A 17,596-nucleotide genomic window follows, 5' to 3' on the forward strand; every position below is an offset into this window, starting at 1 on the left:
CCGTCAACCGGCGCGGCTGCGCGAACTCTTGCGCGGGCTCTCGGTGCGCGCCACGCGCGCGGCCTCGGCGGCGGCGTTCACCTGCTCGATCCACAGCAGCGCATCGACGTGCGCCATGAAGCGCTGCAGGTACTGCGGCGACAGGTCGCGCATCAGCGTGAGCGCGCGCTGCACGAGGTGATGCGTGTTGAGCGGGCCGGCGTTCTTCGGCACCTTGGCGAGCGATTGCGTCACGCGCTGGTCGGCGGCGAGCTTCGACCAGGTGCTGCGGAAATAGCTCAGCGTCTTGAGCTCGGGCGCGGTCGACAGACTGGGCACGGCATCGCCGTCGGTCGCTGTTGCGTCAGTTGGAGGCGGCAACGGCGCGAGCTGGGCGATGTGCAGCATCAGCTCTGCGAGCGCGGTGTGAAGCGGCGCTTCTGTCGGCGCTTCTGCCTCGGGTGCGACCTTGTCGAGATCGGCGCGGTAGGTCGCCATGAGGCTGGCCAGCCGCGCATCGAGCAGACGACGCGCCTCGCCCTCGTGTGCCGCCGCGCGCTGCGCCATCGCCTCGATGAAGCGGAAGCGCACCGGGTCGAAGCGGTCGTCGCCGCGCGCACGCCAGGCGTCGAGCGCCGCGACGGCGTCGACCTGATCGTCGGGCGCCGTGTCGTTACTCACGGGGCTTCGCAGCGTCGGGTGTGTTCTTGGGCCGGGGCGTCGGCGCCATCTCCACGCGCCGGTTCTTCGCGCGGCCTTCGGCATCGCCATTCGAGGCCACGGCCTGCTCGGCGCCGAATGCGGCAGCGAACACCGACGACGAGGGCACGCCCTCTTCGATCAGCGCACGCGTCACGGTGAGCGCGCGCTGGGCGGACAGCTCCCAGTTGTCGGCGAACATACGTGCGCCGTCGCGCATTTGCCTGTCGTCGGTGAAGCCGCTCACCATCAGGATCTCGTCGCGCGTCTTCAGGTAGGCGCCCAGCGGGCCGGCCAGGCTTTTCAGCAGTTGGCGGCCGCCGGGTTGCAGGTCGGCGGAGTTGAAGGCGAACAGCACGCTGCCGCTGATGCCGATGCGGCCGTTGTTGAGCGTCACGCGGCCCGCGGCGAGCGGGCCGGCCAGCGCCTGTTCGAGCGCCTCGCGGCGCTGCGATTCGGCGCGGCGTTGCTGCACCTCGGTTTCGAGGCGGCTCGCCAGATCCAGCTGCATGCCGAGCACGCACACCAGGATCAGCACGAACGCGCCCAGCATGCCCGCCATCAGGTCGCCGAACACCGCCCACACGGGGACGGTCGGCTCCAGGCCGGCGTCGAGGTCGATCTCGTCGCGCATCACGTCAGGCCTCGCTGCCCACGGCCGTCTGGCGGCTTGCGAACTGCTGCAGGTCTTCGACGATCTGCTTCTGCGACATGATGCTCAGGTCGATCACCTCGCGCGCCTGCGCCACGTAGTAGGCCAGCTGCTCGTCGCTGCGCGCCAGCGATTTGCCCAGCGCGCCTTCGATGCGCTGCAGATGCGCCACCAGCTTGTCGTTCGATTCGCCGAAGCGCTGCACGGCGAAGCCGAAGGCCTCGCCCAGGCTCGCCACCTCGACCGCACCGCCGGTGATCTGCGCGGCGATGCCGGCCATCTTCTCGGTCTCGCTCTCGACCTTCTCGGTGAAGCTGCTGCCCACGCGCTCCATCATGTCGGCCGAGGCCGTGACGAGCGCATCGATGGCGCTGCGCTGTTCGGTCGAGGCGTGGTTCACCGCGCCCAGCAAGGTCTCGAGCGTGCCGAGGATGCGGCTGCGCTCTTCGAGCATGTCGTTGTCGCGCGCCATGCCGTCGGACAGTTTCTGGCGCAGCTCGGCGATCACGTCGGCCGCGGCCTTCGGTGCTTCGGCCGCCACCTGCAGCAGCTGCGCGACTTCGGCGACGGTCTGCTTGGCATTGGCCTCGGCCTGCGCCGACATGTCGCGCACCGTTTGCGCGAGCGTCTCGCTCATCTGTTGCTGCTGGCTCAGGCTGTGTGCGCCGGCCTGCTGCCATTCCTTCTGCAGCGACGCAGCCATGGTCTCGAGCGACCCGCTCCAGGCCGCGAGGCGTTGCGCGTCGCGCGTGGCGAGTTCGGTCTGCAGGTTGGCGTGCGCCTCGCGCACGGTGTCGAGCAGCGACGCGGCGGCGCGGGGCGCGTCTGATGCGGCCTGCAGCAACTGCGCGACCTCGGCGACGGTCTGCTTGGCATGTGCTTCGGCCTGCGTCGACACGTCGCGCGCAGCCTGCGCCAGCGTGTCGCTCAGTTGCTGTTGCTGGCTCAGCGTGTGCGCGCCGGCCTGCTGCCATTCCTTCTGCAGCGACGCGGCCATGGCTTCGAGCGACTGGCTCCAGGCCGACAGCCGCTGCGCATCGCGCGCCGCCAGTTCGGTCTGCAGGCTGGTGTGCGCTTCGCCCACGGTGCGCAGCAGCGAAGCCGAGTGCTGTTCGAAGGTGGCGGCCGCGGCGGCGAGCGCCTGGTGCGAATCGCCCGACAGTTTTTCGCTGACGCGCTGGTGCTGCGCGAGCGCGCTGCCCCAGGTGTCGGACACGCTGCCCACGGTGCTTTCGAGGCGAGCGGACACGCCGTCGACCAGCGCGGCCGAGCGCTGCTCGAAGGTTTCGGCAAAGCGTTCGAGCGTGCCGCGCAGGTCGGTCGACAGCGCCCCGCTCGCGCGCTCGTGCTCGGCCAGCGCGGCCTTCCAGGTGTCGGCCACGCCGGCGGTCGAGGCCTCGAAGCGGCCCGTGAGGCCTTCGAGTTGCCGTTCGACGGCCTGCGCCATGCCGCCTTGCAACGACGCTGCTTCGCGCGCGATGCCGAGCATGGCCGCCTCAACCACGGGCTGGATCGTCGCGCCGGCGATGCGGGCGGTGTCGGTGAGGCTGTCCTTCAGCGAGCGATCGACCGATGCGGCCAACCCGCTGTACGCGGCTTCGGCCTTCTCGTGGAAGCTGTCCTGGCTGGCGACGAGGCGGTCGTTCTGCGACTGGCTCTGGCGCTCCAGCGCGGCCATCATCGTCTGCAGCTGGCCGACCAGTTCGGGCATCACCTTTGCCACGGACTGGATGGTTTCGCCGGCGATGCGGGCGCTGTCGGCCAGGCTGTCCTTCAGCGAGCGGTCGACCGATGCGGCCAGCCCGCTGTACGCGGCTTCGGCCTTCTGGTGGAAGCTGTCCTGGCTGGCGACGAGGCGGTCGTTCTGCGTCTGGGTCTGGCGCTCCATCGCGGCCATCATGGTCTGCAGCTGGCCGACCAGTTCGGGCATCACCTTCGCCACGGGCTGGATCGTTTCGCCGGCGATGCGGGCGCTGTCGGCCAGGCTGTCTTTGAGCGAACGATCGACCGATGCGGCGAGCCCCGTGTAGGCGGCTTCGGTCTTCTGGTGGAAGTTGTCCTGGCTGGCGACGAGGCGTTCGTTGAGCGACTGGCTCTGGCGGTCCATCGCGGCCACCATGGCCTGCAGCTGGTCGACCAGCGCGGGCATCGCGTGCGCCTGCTGCTGCATGAGCTTGAACGACTCTTCGCGGCGGTGCGCCAGCGAATGGCCGCGCAGCGACGTGGCGATCTGCGTGTCGAGCGCCTGCCCGGCCAGCAGGCGTTCGCGGCGGCACAGCGCCGAAGCCAGGCCCAGCATGGCCGATGCGGCCACGCCCGCCACCGAGGTGCCGAAGGCCAGGCCCAGGCCGCGCACGGGCGCCGACAGCGAGTTGCGGATGGCCTGCACGTCGGTCGCGCTTTCGAGCGCGAGCCCGGTGCCGTTGAGCGTGACCACCATGCCCAGGAAGGTGCCCAGCATGCCCAGCAGCACCAGCAGGCCCGCAAGGTACGGCGTGAGCGCCGGGCCCGGCAGGCCGACGCGCTCGCCTTCGATGCGCAGGCGCACCGCGTTGCGCAGCGAGGGGTGCAGGTTCGCGAGCCAATCGCCGAGGCTCGTCAGCGGCGCCGACAGGTCGTTCACCGCGCGCGACAGCGTGCTGGTGGCCTGGTGGAAGCGGTGCAGCTCCAGCGCACCCATCAGGTAGAACGCGCCGATCAGCGCCGTGATCACCAGGGCCAGCGGGTTGTGCCCGATGTAGCTGGCACCGACCCAGCACACGACGGCCAGGCCCACGAGGAAGACGGCGTAATGGAAAAATCTGTTCATGGAAGCTTGTTGTCTTGTCTCTTGGGGGGCTGCAGGCTAGCGGGCGCGAAGGGCTTCGAGCAGGCCTTCGACCGGTTGCATGCGAATGTCCAGCTCGGCCCGCAACACGCTTTGCATGTCGCGGCCGAACACGTTCAGCCAGCCGCCGGCGGCGGTCGGTGGCGGCTGGGGGGTGTCGGGGTTGGCGTCTTGGGTGGCCTGGGCGGCATCACGCAAGCGCTTGAAATGTTTCTCCAGCAGCGTCGGCACGCTCGCCAGCAGGCTGCGCTCGCGGGCGCCCACCACCTGTTCCAGGATGGCGTCCACCGCGGCCAGCCGGGCCAGCTCGGGCGAACGGGTCGCGAGCCGGGCCCGCAGGCGCGCACGCAGCGGTTCGATGGCGGTTTCCATGGCCTGTTGCCGCGTGAAGTAGCGGCGGCGGTACGGCGGAAAGTCGTCGTTCGCGCCCGGCAGCACCGAGGCCACGCCGCCGTCCGCATTGGCCTTGGCCAGCACTGCCTTCAGGCGCGCGCACTCCTGCGCCTCCTCGGCACCCTCGGACGCCCGGACGCCGGACACGGCGACGCCCAGATCGGAATCCAAAGCTGCTGACAAGGAGATGGCATCGGTCCAGCTGAACCACTGACTCAAACGATCCGCGAGGGCTTGCCTGGATTCGGGAACGTCGGTGTCGCTCAATTGAGCGAGCAAGCGAGTGAGCGCCGAGCCGGTGAAGCCTGTGCGCCGTGACACTTGCACCATACCGAGAGAGGGGGAGAAAACCGGGCAGTTTACACCGGTCAACTGGCGGCTTTCCCTCTGTGAACTGGTGCACACGAAGCGCTGGAAAAGTGAAACGGTGTGTGACGGGAATCGAGGAAATCGGGGCTTCGCCGCCCCGCCGCGATCAGCATGGAGTGGTCGCTGTCGGGTTCGACGGGTGCTTGGTGATCAACGCTGACGTCGATCCATCCGCTGGATGACGCGAAGCGTATCCCGTCATCTGCTCGAGTTGCTTTTGTCGTTCGGCAATTGCCAGTTCTCGCGCCCGCGGCCCGTATCGCCCAACTGAAAAAGCCTTGCTGACCGATTTCTCCGGACTGACTCTGGTCATCGCGATCCACATCGGATTCTTCCCGCCCGGCTCCTCGCGGAAATACACCCCCGCCACACCACTCTTGTTGTCACGCCGCACCCGCTGAGCGATCTCTCGCTTCAAGACCGGCAAGTGTTCGCGCACGAACTGATCCCGATGGGCTTGGGCATGCGCCAATGCGCCCTCGCGACCGCCGTGGGTGTTGAAGTAGAACGCCTTGACCATGCGCACCTTGTTGCGGCGAATATCGACGCTCCAATAGTCGTCATAGCCGTAGATTCCATACATGGGATTGGGGTTGGGGGTGCCTCTTGGCATGGAAGCTCCGAAAGTTCGCGCCGCTTGTCGACCTCAATTGATTTGCGCGTTGCGCATCTCCAAGTGCTCGAAGTAGCTGCCAGTGAAGTCCACATGTTCTCCGCGCAGGCCATCGGCCTGAACCGTGGTGCCCGTGCATCCGAGCACCGCGACGTCGGACCAGTGACCCCCGTCGAAATTCAAGCCATTCCACTGGCAGTTGTCGAACTGACAGGCGCTGAGCCGACTTTGCTGGAACTGTGACTGCGAGAAGGTGCAGTTGGAGAACGTGCACCCTGAGATGGAAATGCCCTCGAAGTCGCACGTGGTGAAGGTGCAGCCTGAGAACTGGCATCCGGTCCAGCCGGCCTGCTTGAACGTGCACGCAGCAAAGCTGGTGCCAGTGAAGGCAGTGGCGGCGAACTGGGCGAGGTTCAGGTCCAGGCCGGCGTAGGCATAGCTGTCGGCCATGCCAGCAAGACCTGCGGGGGCACCACCGGCGCCTTTGCGCCAGAGGTTGTGGTTTTGGATGATTATTTGGGAGGGCATGGGCTTTGGCTCATGGGTGGCGACGCATCAGTGCGCTTTGGATCTCAATAAAAATCAGAATTGGAAAACAAGATGTTATTTCCAGCAGGATCTTTCAAATAAATCCATTCTCCATAGGGCTGAGAAACGTGCTTGACAACAAGATCACTGAAGCTCTCGAATATCAAATTCTGCCAGCCAAAGAAATCTTCATCCCAAGAAGAAATTAAACCGAATGCCACCACGGGAAGGTCCGTGCCATCGACCTCTTTGTAGGTGCCAAGCAAACAGCTGTTGTCACGAAAATTCAGGACCAAAAACGGTGCGGCGCTGTGAGTCATTCTTGCGATTCTGACTCCAGATCCATCAACATCATCACCAGCAAGGGTAAATCCGAACTTTTCATAGAACTCAACACTGCTCGGGATGTCGCTTGCATGAAGATGAACCAATATCCTGACCATTCAACCCCTCGCCCTTTTGATATAACAAGACGGAAATTTCAATTGGCAAAACAGAACTTTGAAATTCTTCAAATCGAATACCATACAGAATCTCAGATCTCCCCAGCAGCCATTCGAAATTTAAAATCACAGCCTCGTCAGTATTAAGCTTGAAATTTCATCGACTTCCTTGCTGGAAAACGAATCAACCGGATCGATCTCCGCACCATACGCAAGATCAATCTTGATATTGACACGTCTCCCCAAAAATCGACAACGCAACACATCTGCCTCCGCAATAAAAACCGTCTCCTCAAGAAGAAGACCTTCATTTTTCAATCGGCCGATCGATTTTTCGATTTCCTGAGTCGTGAGTTCATGGAATTTCCTCATCACAGACCTCTCAATTCTTTTTCACAATCCGCACCAGATAACACCTTATTTACTGAGGCCCTGGATTTCTGAGAGGACTCCTCAATACTTTTGTAGATATCATTTCCCGTTGCGCCGCGTGCCTGCGCCTTGGCAACTGCATCTTTCCACTTAAGCATCGGCTCTGCCTTACCCGTTGCCGACGCCTCCCCTCCGATATACAAACCGACCCCCATCTTCGGATCATTGGCCAGAAGACGGGCGCGTATTCTTGCTTCATTTCTCAATTTATGAGCCAATCTCGCCCTTTCTTTGGGAGATTTGCAACAACCGAGTTGAGCATCAATTCTGGACTCTTCTCTCAAGTACCAGCAACGTGTCTGGACGGTCGTCAATGAGCCTCGAGCCGGATCTGTCGGCCTCAAGTTGACCAAGCCAAATGGGTCAACCCATTCAATTGGATTGGCAGCGTAGGCGTGATTATTAAATCCCCCCAATAGCCCAATAGGATCACTGCTCGCAAATCGCCCTGAATGCGGATCGTAGTACCGGTACCGGTTGTAGTGCAGTCGAGTTTCTTCGTCGAAGTACTGACCCTGAAACCGGATGGGGTTCGCAATGCCCGCCTGCTTGGCCGCTTCGGAGATAACCTCCTTGGCTTCCCCCCAAGCCTTGTAGCTCACACTCCAACACACCTGGCCTTCCGAGTCGGTCAACTCCTGCGGCGTGCCCAAGTGGTCGCACTGGTAGAAAGCGATTTCTTCAGGCCTGAACGGCTCGGCGCTGGCTTGCTGCAGTCCCTGCCCGTTCCATAGCGGGTCCTGCTCGATGTCGTAGGCCCCGCCGTTGGCCTGCATCAGCGCCTTCACGTCGGTGGTGCGGCTCAGCTGAAGGGAGCGCTGTCTGCGCACCTGCACCAGCGGCACGAAGCTGTCCTTCTCGTGGACGTAGTGCACGGTGTGCGCCTGCTCCCGGGCCCTGGGGTCCAGCGGCGTTGCGCTTTCGTAGGCGATGGTGTCGCCGTCCCAACCAAAGAGGGTCTCTCTCGATCCGCTCGCCTTGGCAATGCGCCGGCCCATCGGGTCGTAACGGAAGGTCGTGGTGCCCTCCTCGCTCTTGGCGCTGACCATGCGGTTGAAGCCGTCCCAGTTGAAGAGGGTCTTCTGCCCGTTCTTCGTGCGCTCGATGAGGTTGCCGCGCTCATCGTATTTGTAGCTCGTGCCGGCGTACGCTTTGAGCAAGTTGTCCAACAGTTTGCCGGGGGCCACGCGCTGTTCACGCGCGAGCGTTGCCGTGCCGGGCTCCTTCAGCACCGGGTCGGCAATATTGCCCGCGGGGTCGAAGGCGAACACTTCCTTGCCCAGTTGGCTCTGGGCTTCGAGCAATCGCCCGACCGGGTCGTAGCGGTAGTCCAGCCGCCCGCGCCGGCTGTCGCCGATGCCGGTGAGTTGGCCGGCTTTGTCGTAGCGATAGCTGCGGCGGATGCCGACGGCAGTGGGGCCTGTGGTGCCAGGAGCCGGTTTCGTGTGAGTGATCTGCTGCTCGAGTAGCCGCCCGGCGGGGTCGTAGGTTTGCGTCTGGGCCAGGCCGTTGTGCTGCTGGCGGCCGACTTCACGGTGCAGGTCGTCACGCTCCAGGCTCAGGATGTCCTGGCCGTCGAGCAGCAGGCCGTGCACATGGCCGCTGCCGTAGGTGAGCCACTCCTGGGTATGGCCGTCGGGACGGGTGCTGCCCACTCTCTGATTGAGTTCGTTGTAGCGGTGCTGCCAGATGGCGGTGTGCCCCCTGGCAAGGTCGGCGTGGTGCTCGCGGGTGAGATTGCCGGCGGGATCGTAGAACCACTGGAGCTTGGCATCCTGGTTCCGGGCTTCGACGAGGCGGCCGTTGCCGTCGTAGGCGAAGGTTTCGGCTTGGGCGGCGGCCTCGCGTTCGACAAGTCGCCCCAAGGGGTCGAAGGCGAGTCGGGTGACCTGTCCTGCTTCGGCCACTTCGGTGAGCACACCGCTGGTTTCTTCGTAGCGGTACCGGGTCACCTTGCCATCGAAGCCAGTTTCTTCGAGCAGGCGGCCAACGGGGTCGTACTTGAACAGGTAGTGGCTGCGGTTCTCGTTGTCGAGCCGAGTGAGGCGCCCCAGTTGGTCCCAGTGGTAGCTCAGAGCATGACCTGCAGCGTCAGTGCGCCCGGCGATGAGTCCCGCATCGGCGTAGCGGTAGTGGGTGCTTCGCGCCAGGGCGTCGGTGTGCGTCAGCAGGCGGCCTTCGGCGTCGTGGGCCAAGCGCTCGCTGGTTTGATCGGGGTGCGTCACTTCTTCGAGCTGGCCCGGGTGATTGGCACCCGCCTGGGCCGCCGTCAGCGTTTGCTCGTCGAGCGTGGTGTAGCGGTACCTGGTGACCTGGCCAGCGGCGTCGGTGCTTTGGGCGAGGCGGCCTTGAGGGTCGTAGGTCCAGGTGGTCGTCTTGCCCGAGCAGTCGGTGTAGCTGGCGAGTTCGCCCGTCGGGGTGTAGGCGAGCTTTTTGACACCGCCCTTGGCGTCGGTGATCTGCACCGGCCGCCCAGCCTTGTCGTAGGCGTATTGGGTCTTGTGGCCGAGCGGGTCGGTTTCCTCGGTGAGGTGACCCTGCGGGTTGTAATCGCGCCGCCAGGCACCGCCTTCGGCATCGCGCACGCCGGTCAGGCGGCTGAGCTTGTCGTATTCGAAATGGACCTGGCTGCCATCGGCCTGGGTGTGGGTTTGCAGGTTGCCGGCGTCGTCGTAGACGTAGTCGTCGGTGGTGCCGTCGGCGTGCACATGGCGGGTGATGTTCTTGGCGTCGTCACGGAAGAACCACTCCTCGTTCTCGTCCGGGTGAATGACGCGGTAGGTGTAGCCGAGGATGTCGTAGTAGATCCAGGTTTCCTGGCCCAGCGCATCGGTCACATAGGTCAGGCGGATGTTCTCATCCCACTCCAGGCGGGTGTCGAAGCTGCCGTCGTCCGCCCATTCGCGAATTGCCTTGGCCTGGGCCCCGGTGCCGTCGTAGGCCAGGTTCATGCCGCGGCCGGTGCGGTCGGTGTAGCGGGTGATGAGGTGGTGGCTGTACTCGTAGGCCCAGGCGGCGCCGTTCTCGTCCTGCGCCGCGACCAGATCGCCGGCCTCGTCGTGCGTGTAGGCGGCGAGTTGACGAACGACCTGCCCGTCTTTCAGTTCCCAGACGGACTCGATGCGCCCGGAGATCGCATGTGGCCGGATGCCGACATGCGCGAGCGTGACGTCGCCCTGCTTGCTGACGACATCGCTCAGCACCTGCTCGCCGGAAGGCAATGCATGGTCGTAGCGCAGGCCGATCGCGGCGCCGTCCTTGGCATGTTGAGCCACCAGACGGAAGTGCTGCTTGCCTTGGGTGGCGGCTTTGCTGCTGACCGTGTCGACGAGTTCGTAGCTCTCGCGCCAGTCGGCCGGTTCGCCGGCGGGCAACGGCTTGCCGAAATCGAGCACCAGCAGCGTGTCGCTCACACGCGTGGCACTGAATTCCTCGATGGCGTTGCGATGGCTTTGACCGACGGCCAGCCAGGGGATGTCATGGCTGCGACCATCGGCGGCACGGTAGACCAGTGCGCGTCGGCCCTTGGATTCGACAACGTCGATGCGCGTCGTGTACGGGATCAGCCAGCGCGCACCGAGGCCGCCCTGGTCATAGGCGTCGAGGTCGCTGCTGTAGGTGCGGCTCCATTCGATGGGCAGCGTGGCCGACAACACGAAATCCGTGTGGGTGAAGCTCTCGCTGCCTGTGGCGAAGCTGATGGACTTGCGGGTCTTGGCCTTGGCAGCCCCCTGCTTGCAACAGTTGCCGCTGCCAGTGGCGCCAGCCTGGGTGTTCACGGCGCCGAGTTCGTGACCCGGCCTGGTGGCCTGCGCCTGGGTGCCCTTGGTGGGCGGAACGACAGCGGCACGCTTGGCCTTGAATTTCTTGACGGCGGCAAACAGGCGCTTGAGCAGCCACATGATCGAGCGCTCGGTCTCGGCGCTGGCCAGCGCCATCAACTTGGCTCGCAGCGCGCCCTTGAAGTCGGTCAGGCTGCTGATGACGATGTTGACCACCGCCTTGGCCTTGTCGGGCAGGCGTGCGGCCGCCACCTTGACGGCGTAGTTGGCCGCCTGTTTGGCATAGCGGTCCGCGGCGGCGAGCATGCGGTTCCACATGCTCTCCTTCTTGGGGTTGTAGGTGTTCCTCTCGGGCTTGGGTCCCGCAATCTTGAACAGGTCTTCGCCGCCGGTGCAGCGGCGCAACACGCTGATGAGGTCGTCGACAACGCCATCGGCTTTGTCAGCGCAATTGTTCAGGATGCCCGAGAGCTTGCTCATCGCACCGTCGACAAACTTCTCGATCTCGCCCGCGATCTTGTCGTTGAGGTGCATCACCAACACGGAGATCAACGCGTCGCCGATGTTGGAGGCGCTGTGCTTGAGTTGCTGTTTGACGAGGTGCAGTGCCGGGCGCAGGCTCATGCGGGCAGCCGCCATGCTCGGCGGTGCGGGAATGATGCCGATCAGGTTGATGCCCAGGTTGACCCACGCAAGAAAATCAACGGCCTCCTTCTTGATGAATCGTCCGCTGATCAAGACGATGTCCATGATGACGTCGATCAACGCCATGATGTTTCCGATGACGGGCAAGCTGCCGGCCACCGTGCTCAAGCGCTCCAGCGTGACGTAGTCGTTGCTGATGTCGCGCAACCACTTGTCGAAACGCGCCGCGCCGGCACCGATGTCCTGCGGTGCGATGGCGTTGAGCGGCGCGACCGCGGTCTGCTTTTCGCGCGGCTTGGTTTCCTGCGGTCCCTGCGTTGCCATTTTTTTTGCTTCCTCGATCTGATTTGTTCTCTTCAGGCCCTCGCAACCGGCGGGCCTGCGCCGCCGTCAACCTGCGAAGCCGGGTGTTCTGCCTGTCATGGCTGTTGCGGTGTTCACGCTGCCCAAGGTCGGCAGGCTGGGCAATGCGCCAGGCAGCTTGGGGACGACCAACGCCACCGCACCGCTCATGCTGTTCTGCGCCGCGGCAGTTGCGCCCCCCAGCCCGCCATTCATGCCGCCGGCAATCACGCTGCCGGCCACGCCTGCCGCAGGCGCCCCCATCGGGCCGAGCGCGCCGCTCACAGCCTTTCCAATGGCTTGGGTCGCTGCGCCAGAGGCGATCTGCCCGGCTTGTCCCAACAGTGCCTGCGCGCCGCCTTGCTGCACGGCCTGGACGGCCGCAACGGCTTGTTGCGCCGTTCCGGCCACTTGGCCGATCTGCCCCAACGCGCCCTTGGCGCCGCCGAGAACACCCTTGGCCGACAGCAGGTTCGCAGCAGGCAAGGCGCCCGCATCGCCTGCAGCGCCGCTCGTCGTCGCTTTCTCGTCCAGCGGCTTGGGCGGCCATTCGTGCGGCGGCCCGAAGTAACTGCCCTCGTCCCAGGGATCGCGCGGATCCGGACCGAAGGTGATCTTGGCGCCGCCGATCGGCAAGCCGGACACCGTCGCAAAACCCTTGGCATCGAGGTTGCCGCTGTGGGTGCCGCCCTCCGAATCCACCACGGTGTACTCGCCCTGCTTCACGGCCTGTCGCGGCGTGCCATCGCTCTTGATGTAGTGGTTGTGCAGATCCAGCTGCCCTTTCGGCAACTGGGTCGGCTCCGGCAGCTTGGGCAACCCCTTGCTGTTGGGGCCGACCAGGCTGTGCACGGCCGCATGCTCGCGCCAGATGCCGTTGGTGCCGCTCTCGATGCCGCTCGCGTTCCAGCGTGTGTAGCTGGTTCCGCCATTGACCAGCACCTCTTCCTTGGCGGTGATGGTGATGCGATTGGCCTCCATCTTGATGTCGAGCTTGGCGATGACATTGATGCAACTCTTGAGTGCCGTGATGTCGATGTCCGCTGCTGCCGCCACCAGACGAATGCCTTTCTCGAAGGCGGCGATGCGCACCGCGTCTTTGGCGCTCACCAGCAAGCTCTTGCCCGCTGCAATGCTGGTGTGCGCCCCGCTGGTGATCGCATGATGCTCGGTGCTCACCAGGTGCATCGAACCACCCGTGGTGGCCTCGATTCCCGCAGGGCTGGCCAGCACCACATGCGGCTCGTTGAGTTCGGGGAACTCGCCCTCGGCCTTGTTGCCGCTGCCCGAGCCCTTGATCGCATCGTTCTGCGCCTTCAGGCTCTTGGTCACCTCGTCCTGGTCGCCGGCCTCGTGCGCCTTGGCCTGCTGCGCCGCTTCACTCAAGCCCTCGTGCAGATCCCGCCCCTGGGTCAGGCGCTGCACCGTCTCGCCCATGTCGGTGATGTGGGCCTGCGCGTTGGCGCGCGCCTCGGTGCTGATCAGGAGTCCGTCCTGGGCCCGGATCGCACCGTGGCCGTCCGTGCGCAGCTCGAAGCCCTGGCCCCGGGCGTCCTTGCGTCCTGCGTTGTCTTCGATGCGGGTGATGTGCCCCAGGCTCAGGGAGCTGCTGTCGTGGTCGCTCTTGAGCTGCGCCTGGATCTTGCCTTCGGTGTCGTCCAGCAGCAGGTGGTTGCTCTTGCCACCGGCCTCGTTGCCGCTGGCGCCCGCGAGTTCACGGCTTCTGAGACCCGTGAGGGCCTTTTGCTCGGGCAGCTTCCACGGCGGCATGCGCTGCGCGTTGTAGACCACCCCCATGACGATCGGGTGATCGGGGTTGCCGTCCAGGCATTGCACGATGACTTCCGAGCCGACGCGGGGCGTGGAGACCGCGCCCGTCTCGCCGCCGGCCCATGGGCTCATCACACGCACCCAGGCGGAACTGCGTTCGTCGCTCTGGCCTTCGCGGTCCCAATGAAATTGCACCCGGATGCGCCCGTACTCATCGGTGTGGATGCTGCCTTCGGCGGACGGCCCCACCACGGTGGCGGTCTGCGGCGCCATCACGCGCTGCTCCACGCTGTGGAAGCCGCGACCGGGGCGCCAGGGAACGAAGCGGCGGCTGCAGGTGAAACGGTTGCTGTATTGGGCGAGCTCGCCTGCGCCTTGCAGGTAGTTGTTGTTGGCGCTGTGCTCGATCTCCAGGATCAGGAATTCGCTCTCGGGGCCTGTGCCCTGGGTGCGCCCGAAGTGATCGGTGAGGCGAAAGTAGCGCCCAGGCAGTACTTGCCGGTTGTTGCCGCGCACGTCGAAATGCTTGGCTACGGCTTCGATCTCTTCGACGCGCCGTTTGGCCAGCGCATCGCCTTCGCGGCTGGTCTTGAAGTGCCGGTGGCCGCCGTATTCGTGCACTTCCAACTGAGGGACTTCGCCTTGCCGGTTGCCGCTGGGAGTGTCGGCGTGTTGGGGCCGAGGGTTCTTGAAGTCGAAGGCGCTGACAGCCGTGCGCCCCGACACGAGGGTGCGTGCGGCACTCCACTGGTGGATGGCGTCTTCTTCCTGGGCACCGCCTTCGCGTTGGAAGCGGATGTCGGGCGTCGATCCGTCCACGGCTTGGGCCAAGGTGGTGTCGTCGGCGAGAACGAGGGTGTGGCCTTTGGCCGTGTGTTCGTACCAGTAGCTGTAGCCGGCGGCTTCCCAGCGCCGGTGCAGGTAGTTGTGGTCGCTCTCGCCTTGGGCACCTCCGCCTTGGGCGGCCATGGTGATGGGGAGGTCTTCGCTGCGGACCTGCCACTTCCATTGCGGCAGGGTGTCGTAGTCGTTGAAGATGGCCTGGGTCTGCTCTTGCAGGTTCTGGCGATGGAACAGACGGTTGTTTGAACGCAGGCGCAGATATCTCAGCCAGGGGCCGAGACGGGCTTCATAGAAGGCAAGATTGCCGTCGGTCTTGACGAGGCGAAAGGCGAAGACGATGCCGGTGAAGTGGCGCAGGCTGCCATCCGCGCGCACGAGATCGATGCACAGCATCTTGCCCTGGAGGTCTTTGAGCGCCAGATCGGCATTGCTCGAAAGCAGCTCGGCCGTGTATTCGAAGTCGCGCGACACGCCTTCGCTCGCGTCCAGCCGGTTGATGACGAGCCGCGCACCCGCAGGCTCGCCGCCCTGGGGGAACGACAGGCGCAACAGCCTGTCGTGCTGGCGGTCGAGAAATGCCCCTCCGCTTTGGATACCTTCGGCCATTTGGCTCTACTCCCTTACAAGAAAACTGCTTGAAGACCGCCGCCATCGGGTGGTGGCCTGCTGGTATCTGCCATGCTCGCCACAACGCCTCCGATCGCACAGGTCGCGATGATGGCCTTTCGTTCCTTCGCAGGTCTCATGCTTGCGATGCGCCCCGCGACCTTCTGGCATTCGGCAAGATTTGGCTTGCCTGGTGTGGCATCGTTTTGATCTATGGTTTTCACAGCACGCAGGTAATCACTTGCTGTCTCCTGCCATTTTTCTTTGGGCCAGCCAGCAATGGCACTGAACACCGCTCTCTCACCCCTTGCCCAAATCGGATCCCCTCTTGTTTTTGGCGCGACCGCAGCGACGAGATCTATGGCCCGCATTCCTCCCACGCACCACCCGAACCGTCCTTTCGCCCGCTCCAGGATGGCCTGGGCAATATCCATGCGGCGCTGGCTCAGGGCATAGACAAAAAGATGTTGAAGCGCCTCCTCTCCAACCCGAAAGGGAGGGGCCCGATGCTTGGCGAGCACGTCAAGCATTTCCGTCCGCAGGGGCTTCTGAATCTCCTCCTCGGCGCCGACGGCTCGCAACTGATCGACTCGGCGCAGGTCGATCGGCGGCATCAGCCATGGCGTGAGATCGTCCCGCTGCGCGAGCCGCACCACGCAGTGGGGCTGCTCCAGGTCAGGTGAATCGCCCCCCCAGGATGGGCGCTCGCTCGCAGACGCCTGCGCTTCGATCTGTGTCAGGTAGTGGTCCATCACGCGCCATGCATTGGCTTTGAGCGCTTCACCTAGCAAGCCTGTGTAAGCCACGTCGCCAGGACTTTCCTCCACTCGGCACTCGCCTGAATGGAACCGACCCTGGAGGTGTGACGGTATGGTCCTGTACAAGGACAAGCAAGTTTTCCCGGCATCAGACAGTGCACCGAGGTCGTCAGCATCGATTGCTTTACGAATCTTCGACGTCTGCAGCTCAAAGGCAGCGTCCCAAGGTGCGATTTCCACTGCATCTTGCATGAGTCTTTCTGCAGCAAACTGATCTGATGCCCACTTGTTGCCAACCCCCCAGGCGTGAAACAAGGCTATGGCCGCAACGAATGCGACAGCCGCCCACCTGGCCTTGACGTTGAGAGCAGCAACGACGCCGAGGCAGATGCCATACGCGATGGCAGCCATGCCGGCCCACAGCAGCCCATCGTAGGTGTCGGGAACTTGCACACCGCGCACCCCGCCGATGGCACCGAGCCCGTAGTAGAGGCGGTACCCGATCCAGAGCCCGCAGAGCACTGGGCCGACAACGATCAGTGCGACTGCGATCAGTGCGAGCGTGCCCCGCCGACACGCCCCCGATCGGACACCGTTCTTCTTGCATTCGTTCTCATCGTATTGATCGGACATTCGCAGCCTTCTCGCGCCTCAACGTGGCAGCTTGATGTTGGAACCCTCTTTATTGAGGTTGCGCCCAAGCTTGCCGATGTCGGTGCCGCCTACCTGCTTGAACTCCTTGATCTGGGTGTTGGACAGGTTCAGCGTTTTGGAAAAGACGACTGAACTGAGCATCAAACTGTCGACGGTGCTACTGCCAAGATTCAACGTCGAGACAATCGCCGTGTTGCTGATCTCCAGACTCCCTATGCGGCCATTGCGCAAGTCAACCTCCTGAAAGTTCCCCCCTTCCACCAGGAGCCGCGCTGTGTTCAGGTAGGTCGCATCGATACGACTGGCTTTCAGATTCTTGAGCGTCACGCTTTGATTGACCGGAGGACGGCTCTTGTATGCGGGCTCCTGCTCCGCTCCGCCGATCCATGGCGCCTCAGAGTCCGGCGCGCTCGACAACACGCAGTCGTTCAACAGCACGCTCGTCACACGATTGGCGGCCAGATAGAAGACCTTCTGACCACTGCCACTGATCTTCACGCCACTCAAGTTGACGGCTTTTCCCGACGCGACGGCCAGATTCATCTTCTCCGCGTTGATCCGCTCCATCAGGATGTCGCCCTTGAGCATCGCTTTGCTCAGGTCCAAGGTGCCGAAGGTACTATCTCGGATCGTGAGGGATTGGAAGTCCGCGGGGACCATGCTGAACACACTGCGCAGCTTGCAGTCTTCAATCAACACGTCAGCGAAGACTCCGCCCGACTCCTTGCTTCGGGGTGTGCACTTCGTATCTTCAAACTCGCATTGCCGAAGCGTGAGCTTTGCGTGTCCTTCAATGACAAAGTACTTTGCTGTACAGCCAATGAATTCCGCTTCGCCATCGCTGCCGACGCCTCCCCAGTGATTCCGATCGGGATTGGTGCCAACGAACCGACAAGATTCAAAAACAAGAGCCGTGCTCTTCTCGCCGGCATACCCTATGGAACCGTCCGTCCATGCGCACCGCAAGAAGTGAACACGGTTGGTTTTTCCGTACCCAAAGATGCCCGAGAACCGACAGTCTTCATACCGCACGTCCGTGGAGTTTCCAATCTTGATCTGATACGCACCGACGAAGTCGCAGTTCCTGAACAGGATGTGACTCCAGTCAACGTACTGAAAACTCTCACCGCTGATCTCCGCACCCTCGACGGTAAGCAAGGCGTCTCCGACTTCCTTTTTTCGAAGCTCTGGGTCTTTGAGGTACTGGAAGATCTTTCCAAACTCGCGGATGTTCTTTTTGGACGTGGCCATGTTGCAAGCG

General features: G+C 63.7%; 12 protein-coding genes. All 12 read right to left on the reverse strand.

Annotated features, from left to right (window positions below):
• Window positions 1-3: 3 nt before the first annotated feature.
• A complete protein-coding gene (locus tag IG196_RS18720) occupies window positions 4-660 on the reverse strand; it encodes a DUF2894 domain-containing protein (RefSeq protein ID WP_225616723.1) in 657 nt (218 codons plus the stop codon).
• Complete coding sequence (locus tag IG196_RS18725; RefSeq protein WP_101490305.1) at window positions 653-1,312, reverse strand: OmpA family protein; 660 nt, start codon at window positions 1,310-1,312, stop codon at window positions 653-655. Before IG196_RS18725 ends, IG196_RS18720 begins: the two co-directional genes overlap by 8 nt.
• 4 nt (window positions 1,313-1,316) lie before the next feature.
• On the reverse strand, window positions 1,317-4,139 hold the full coding sequence (locus IG196_RS18730) for a DUF802 domain-containing protein (protein WP_192192312.1): 2,823 nt from the start codon (window positions 4,137-4,139) through the stop codon (window positions 1,317-1,319).
• Window positions 4,140-4,175: 36 nt separating this feature from the next.
• Window positions 4,176-4,880 (reverse strand): DUF3348 domain-containing protein, encoded by a 705-nt coding sequence (locus tag IG196_RS18735; RefSeq protein ID WP_192197074.1) that lies wholly within the window; start codon window positions 4,878-4,880, stop codon window positions 4,176-4,178.
• A gap of 145 nt (window positions 4,881-5,025) precedes the next feature.
• On the reverse strand, window positions 5,026-5,532 hold the full coding sequence (locus IG196_RS18740) for a hypothetical protein (RefSeq protein WP_192192313.1): 507 nt from the start codon (window positions 5,530-5,532) through the stop codon (window positions 5,026-5,028).
• A 33-nt stretch (window positions 5,533-5,565) separates the two neighbouring features.
• On the reverse strand, window positions 5,566-5,982 hold the full coding sequence (locus IG196_RS18745; RefSeq protein WP_225616724.1) for a pentapeptide repeat-containing protein: 417 nt from the start codon (window positions 5,980-5,982) through the stop codon (window positions 5,566-5,568).
• A 122-nt stretch (window positions 5,983-6,104) separates the two neighbouring features.
• A complete protein-coding gene (locus IG196_RS18750; RefSeq protein ID WP_192192315.1) occupies window positions 6,105-6,380 on the reverse strand; it encodes a hypothetical protein in 276 nt (91 codons plus the stop codon).
• A gap of 249 nt (window positions 6,381-6,629) precedes the next feature.
• A complete protein-coding gene (locus IG196_RS18755; RefSeq protein WP_192192316.1) occupies window positions 6,630-6,875 on the reverse strand; it encodes a hypothetical protein in 246 nt (81 codons plus the stop codon).
• The gene (locus tag IG196_RS18760) at window positions 6,875-11,686 is read right to left on the reverse strand and encodes an RHS repeat-associated core domain-containing protein (protein WP_192192317.1); all 4,812 of its coding nucleotides are present in this window, start codon (window positions 11,684-11,686) and stop codon (window positions 6,875-6,877) included. The genes IG196_RS18755 and IG196_RS18760 overlap by 1 nt, the downstream gene beginning before the upstream one ends.
• Before the next feature lie 66 nt (window positions 11,687-11,752).
• Window positions 11,753-14,923, reverse strand: a complete 3,171-nt coding sequence (locus IG196_RS18765) for a type VI secretion system Vgr family protein (RefSeq protein ID WP_192192318.1) — start codon at window positions 14,921-14,923, stop codon at window positions 11,753-11,755.
• A gap of 14 nt (window positions 14,924-14,937) precedes the next feature.
• The gene (locus tag IG196_RS18770; protein ID WP_192192319.1) at window positions 14,938-16,314 is read right to left on the reverse strand and encodes a hypothetical protein; all 1,377 of its coding nucleotides are present in this window, start codon (window positions 16,312-16,314) and stop codon (window positions 14,938-14,940) included.
• Window positions 16,315-16,332: 18 nt separating this feature from the next.
• Complete coding sequence (locus tag IG196_RS18775) at window positions 16,333-17,586, reverse strand: hypothetical protein (RefSeq protein ID WP_192192320.1); 1,254 nt, start codon at window positions 17,584-17,586, stop codon at window positions 16,333-16,335.
• Window positions 17,587-17,596: the final 10 nt, after the last annotated feature.

The organism is Variovorax sp. 38R, from assembly GCF_014843395.1.
Classification (GTDB): Bacteria; Pseudomonadota; Gammaproteobacteria; order Burkholderiales; family Burkholderiaceae_C; genus Variovorax; species Variovorax paradoxus_H.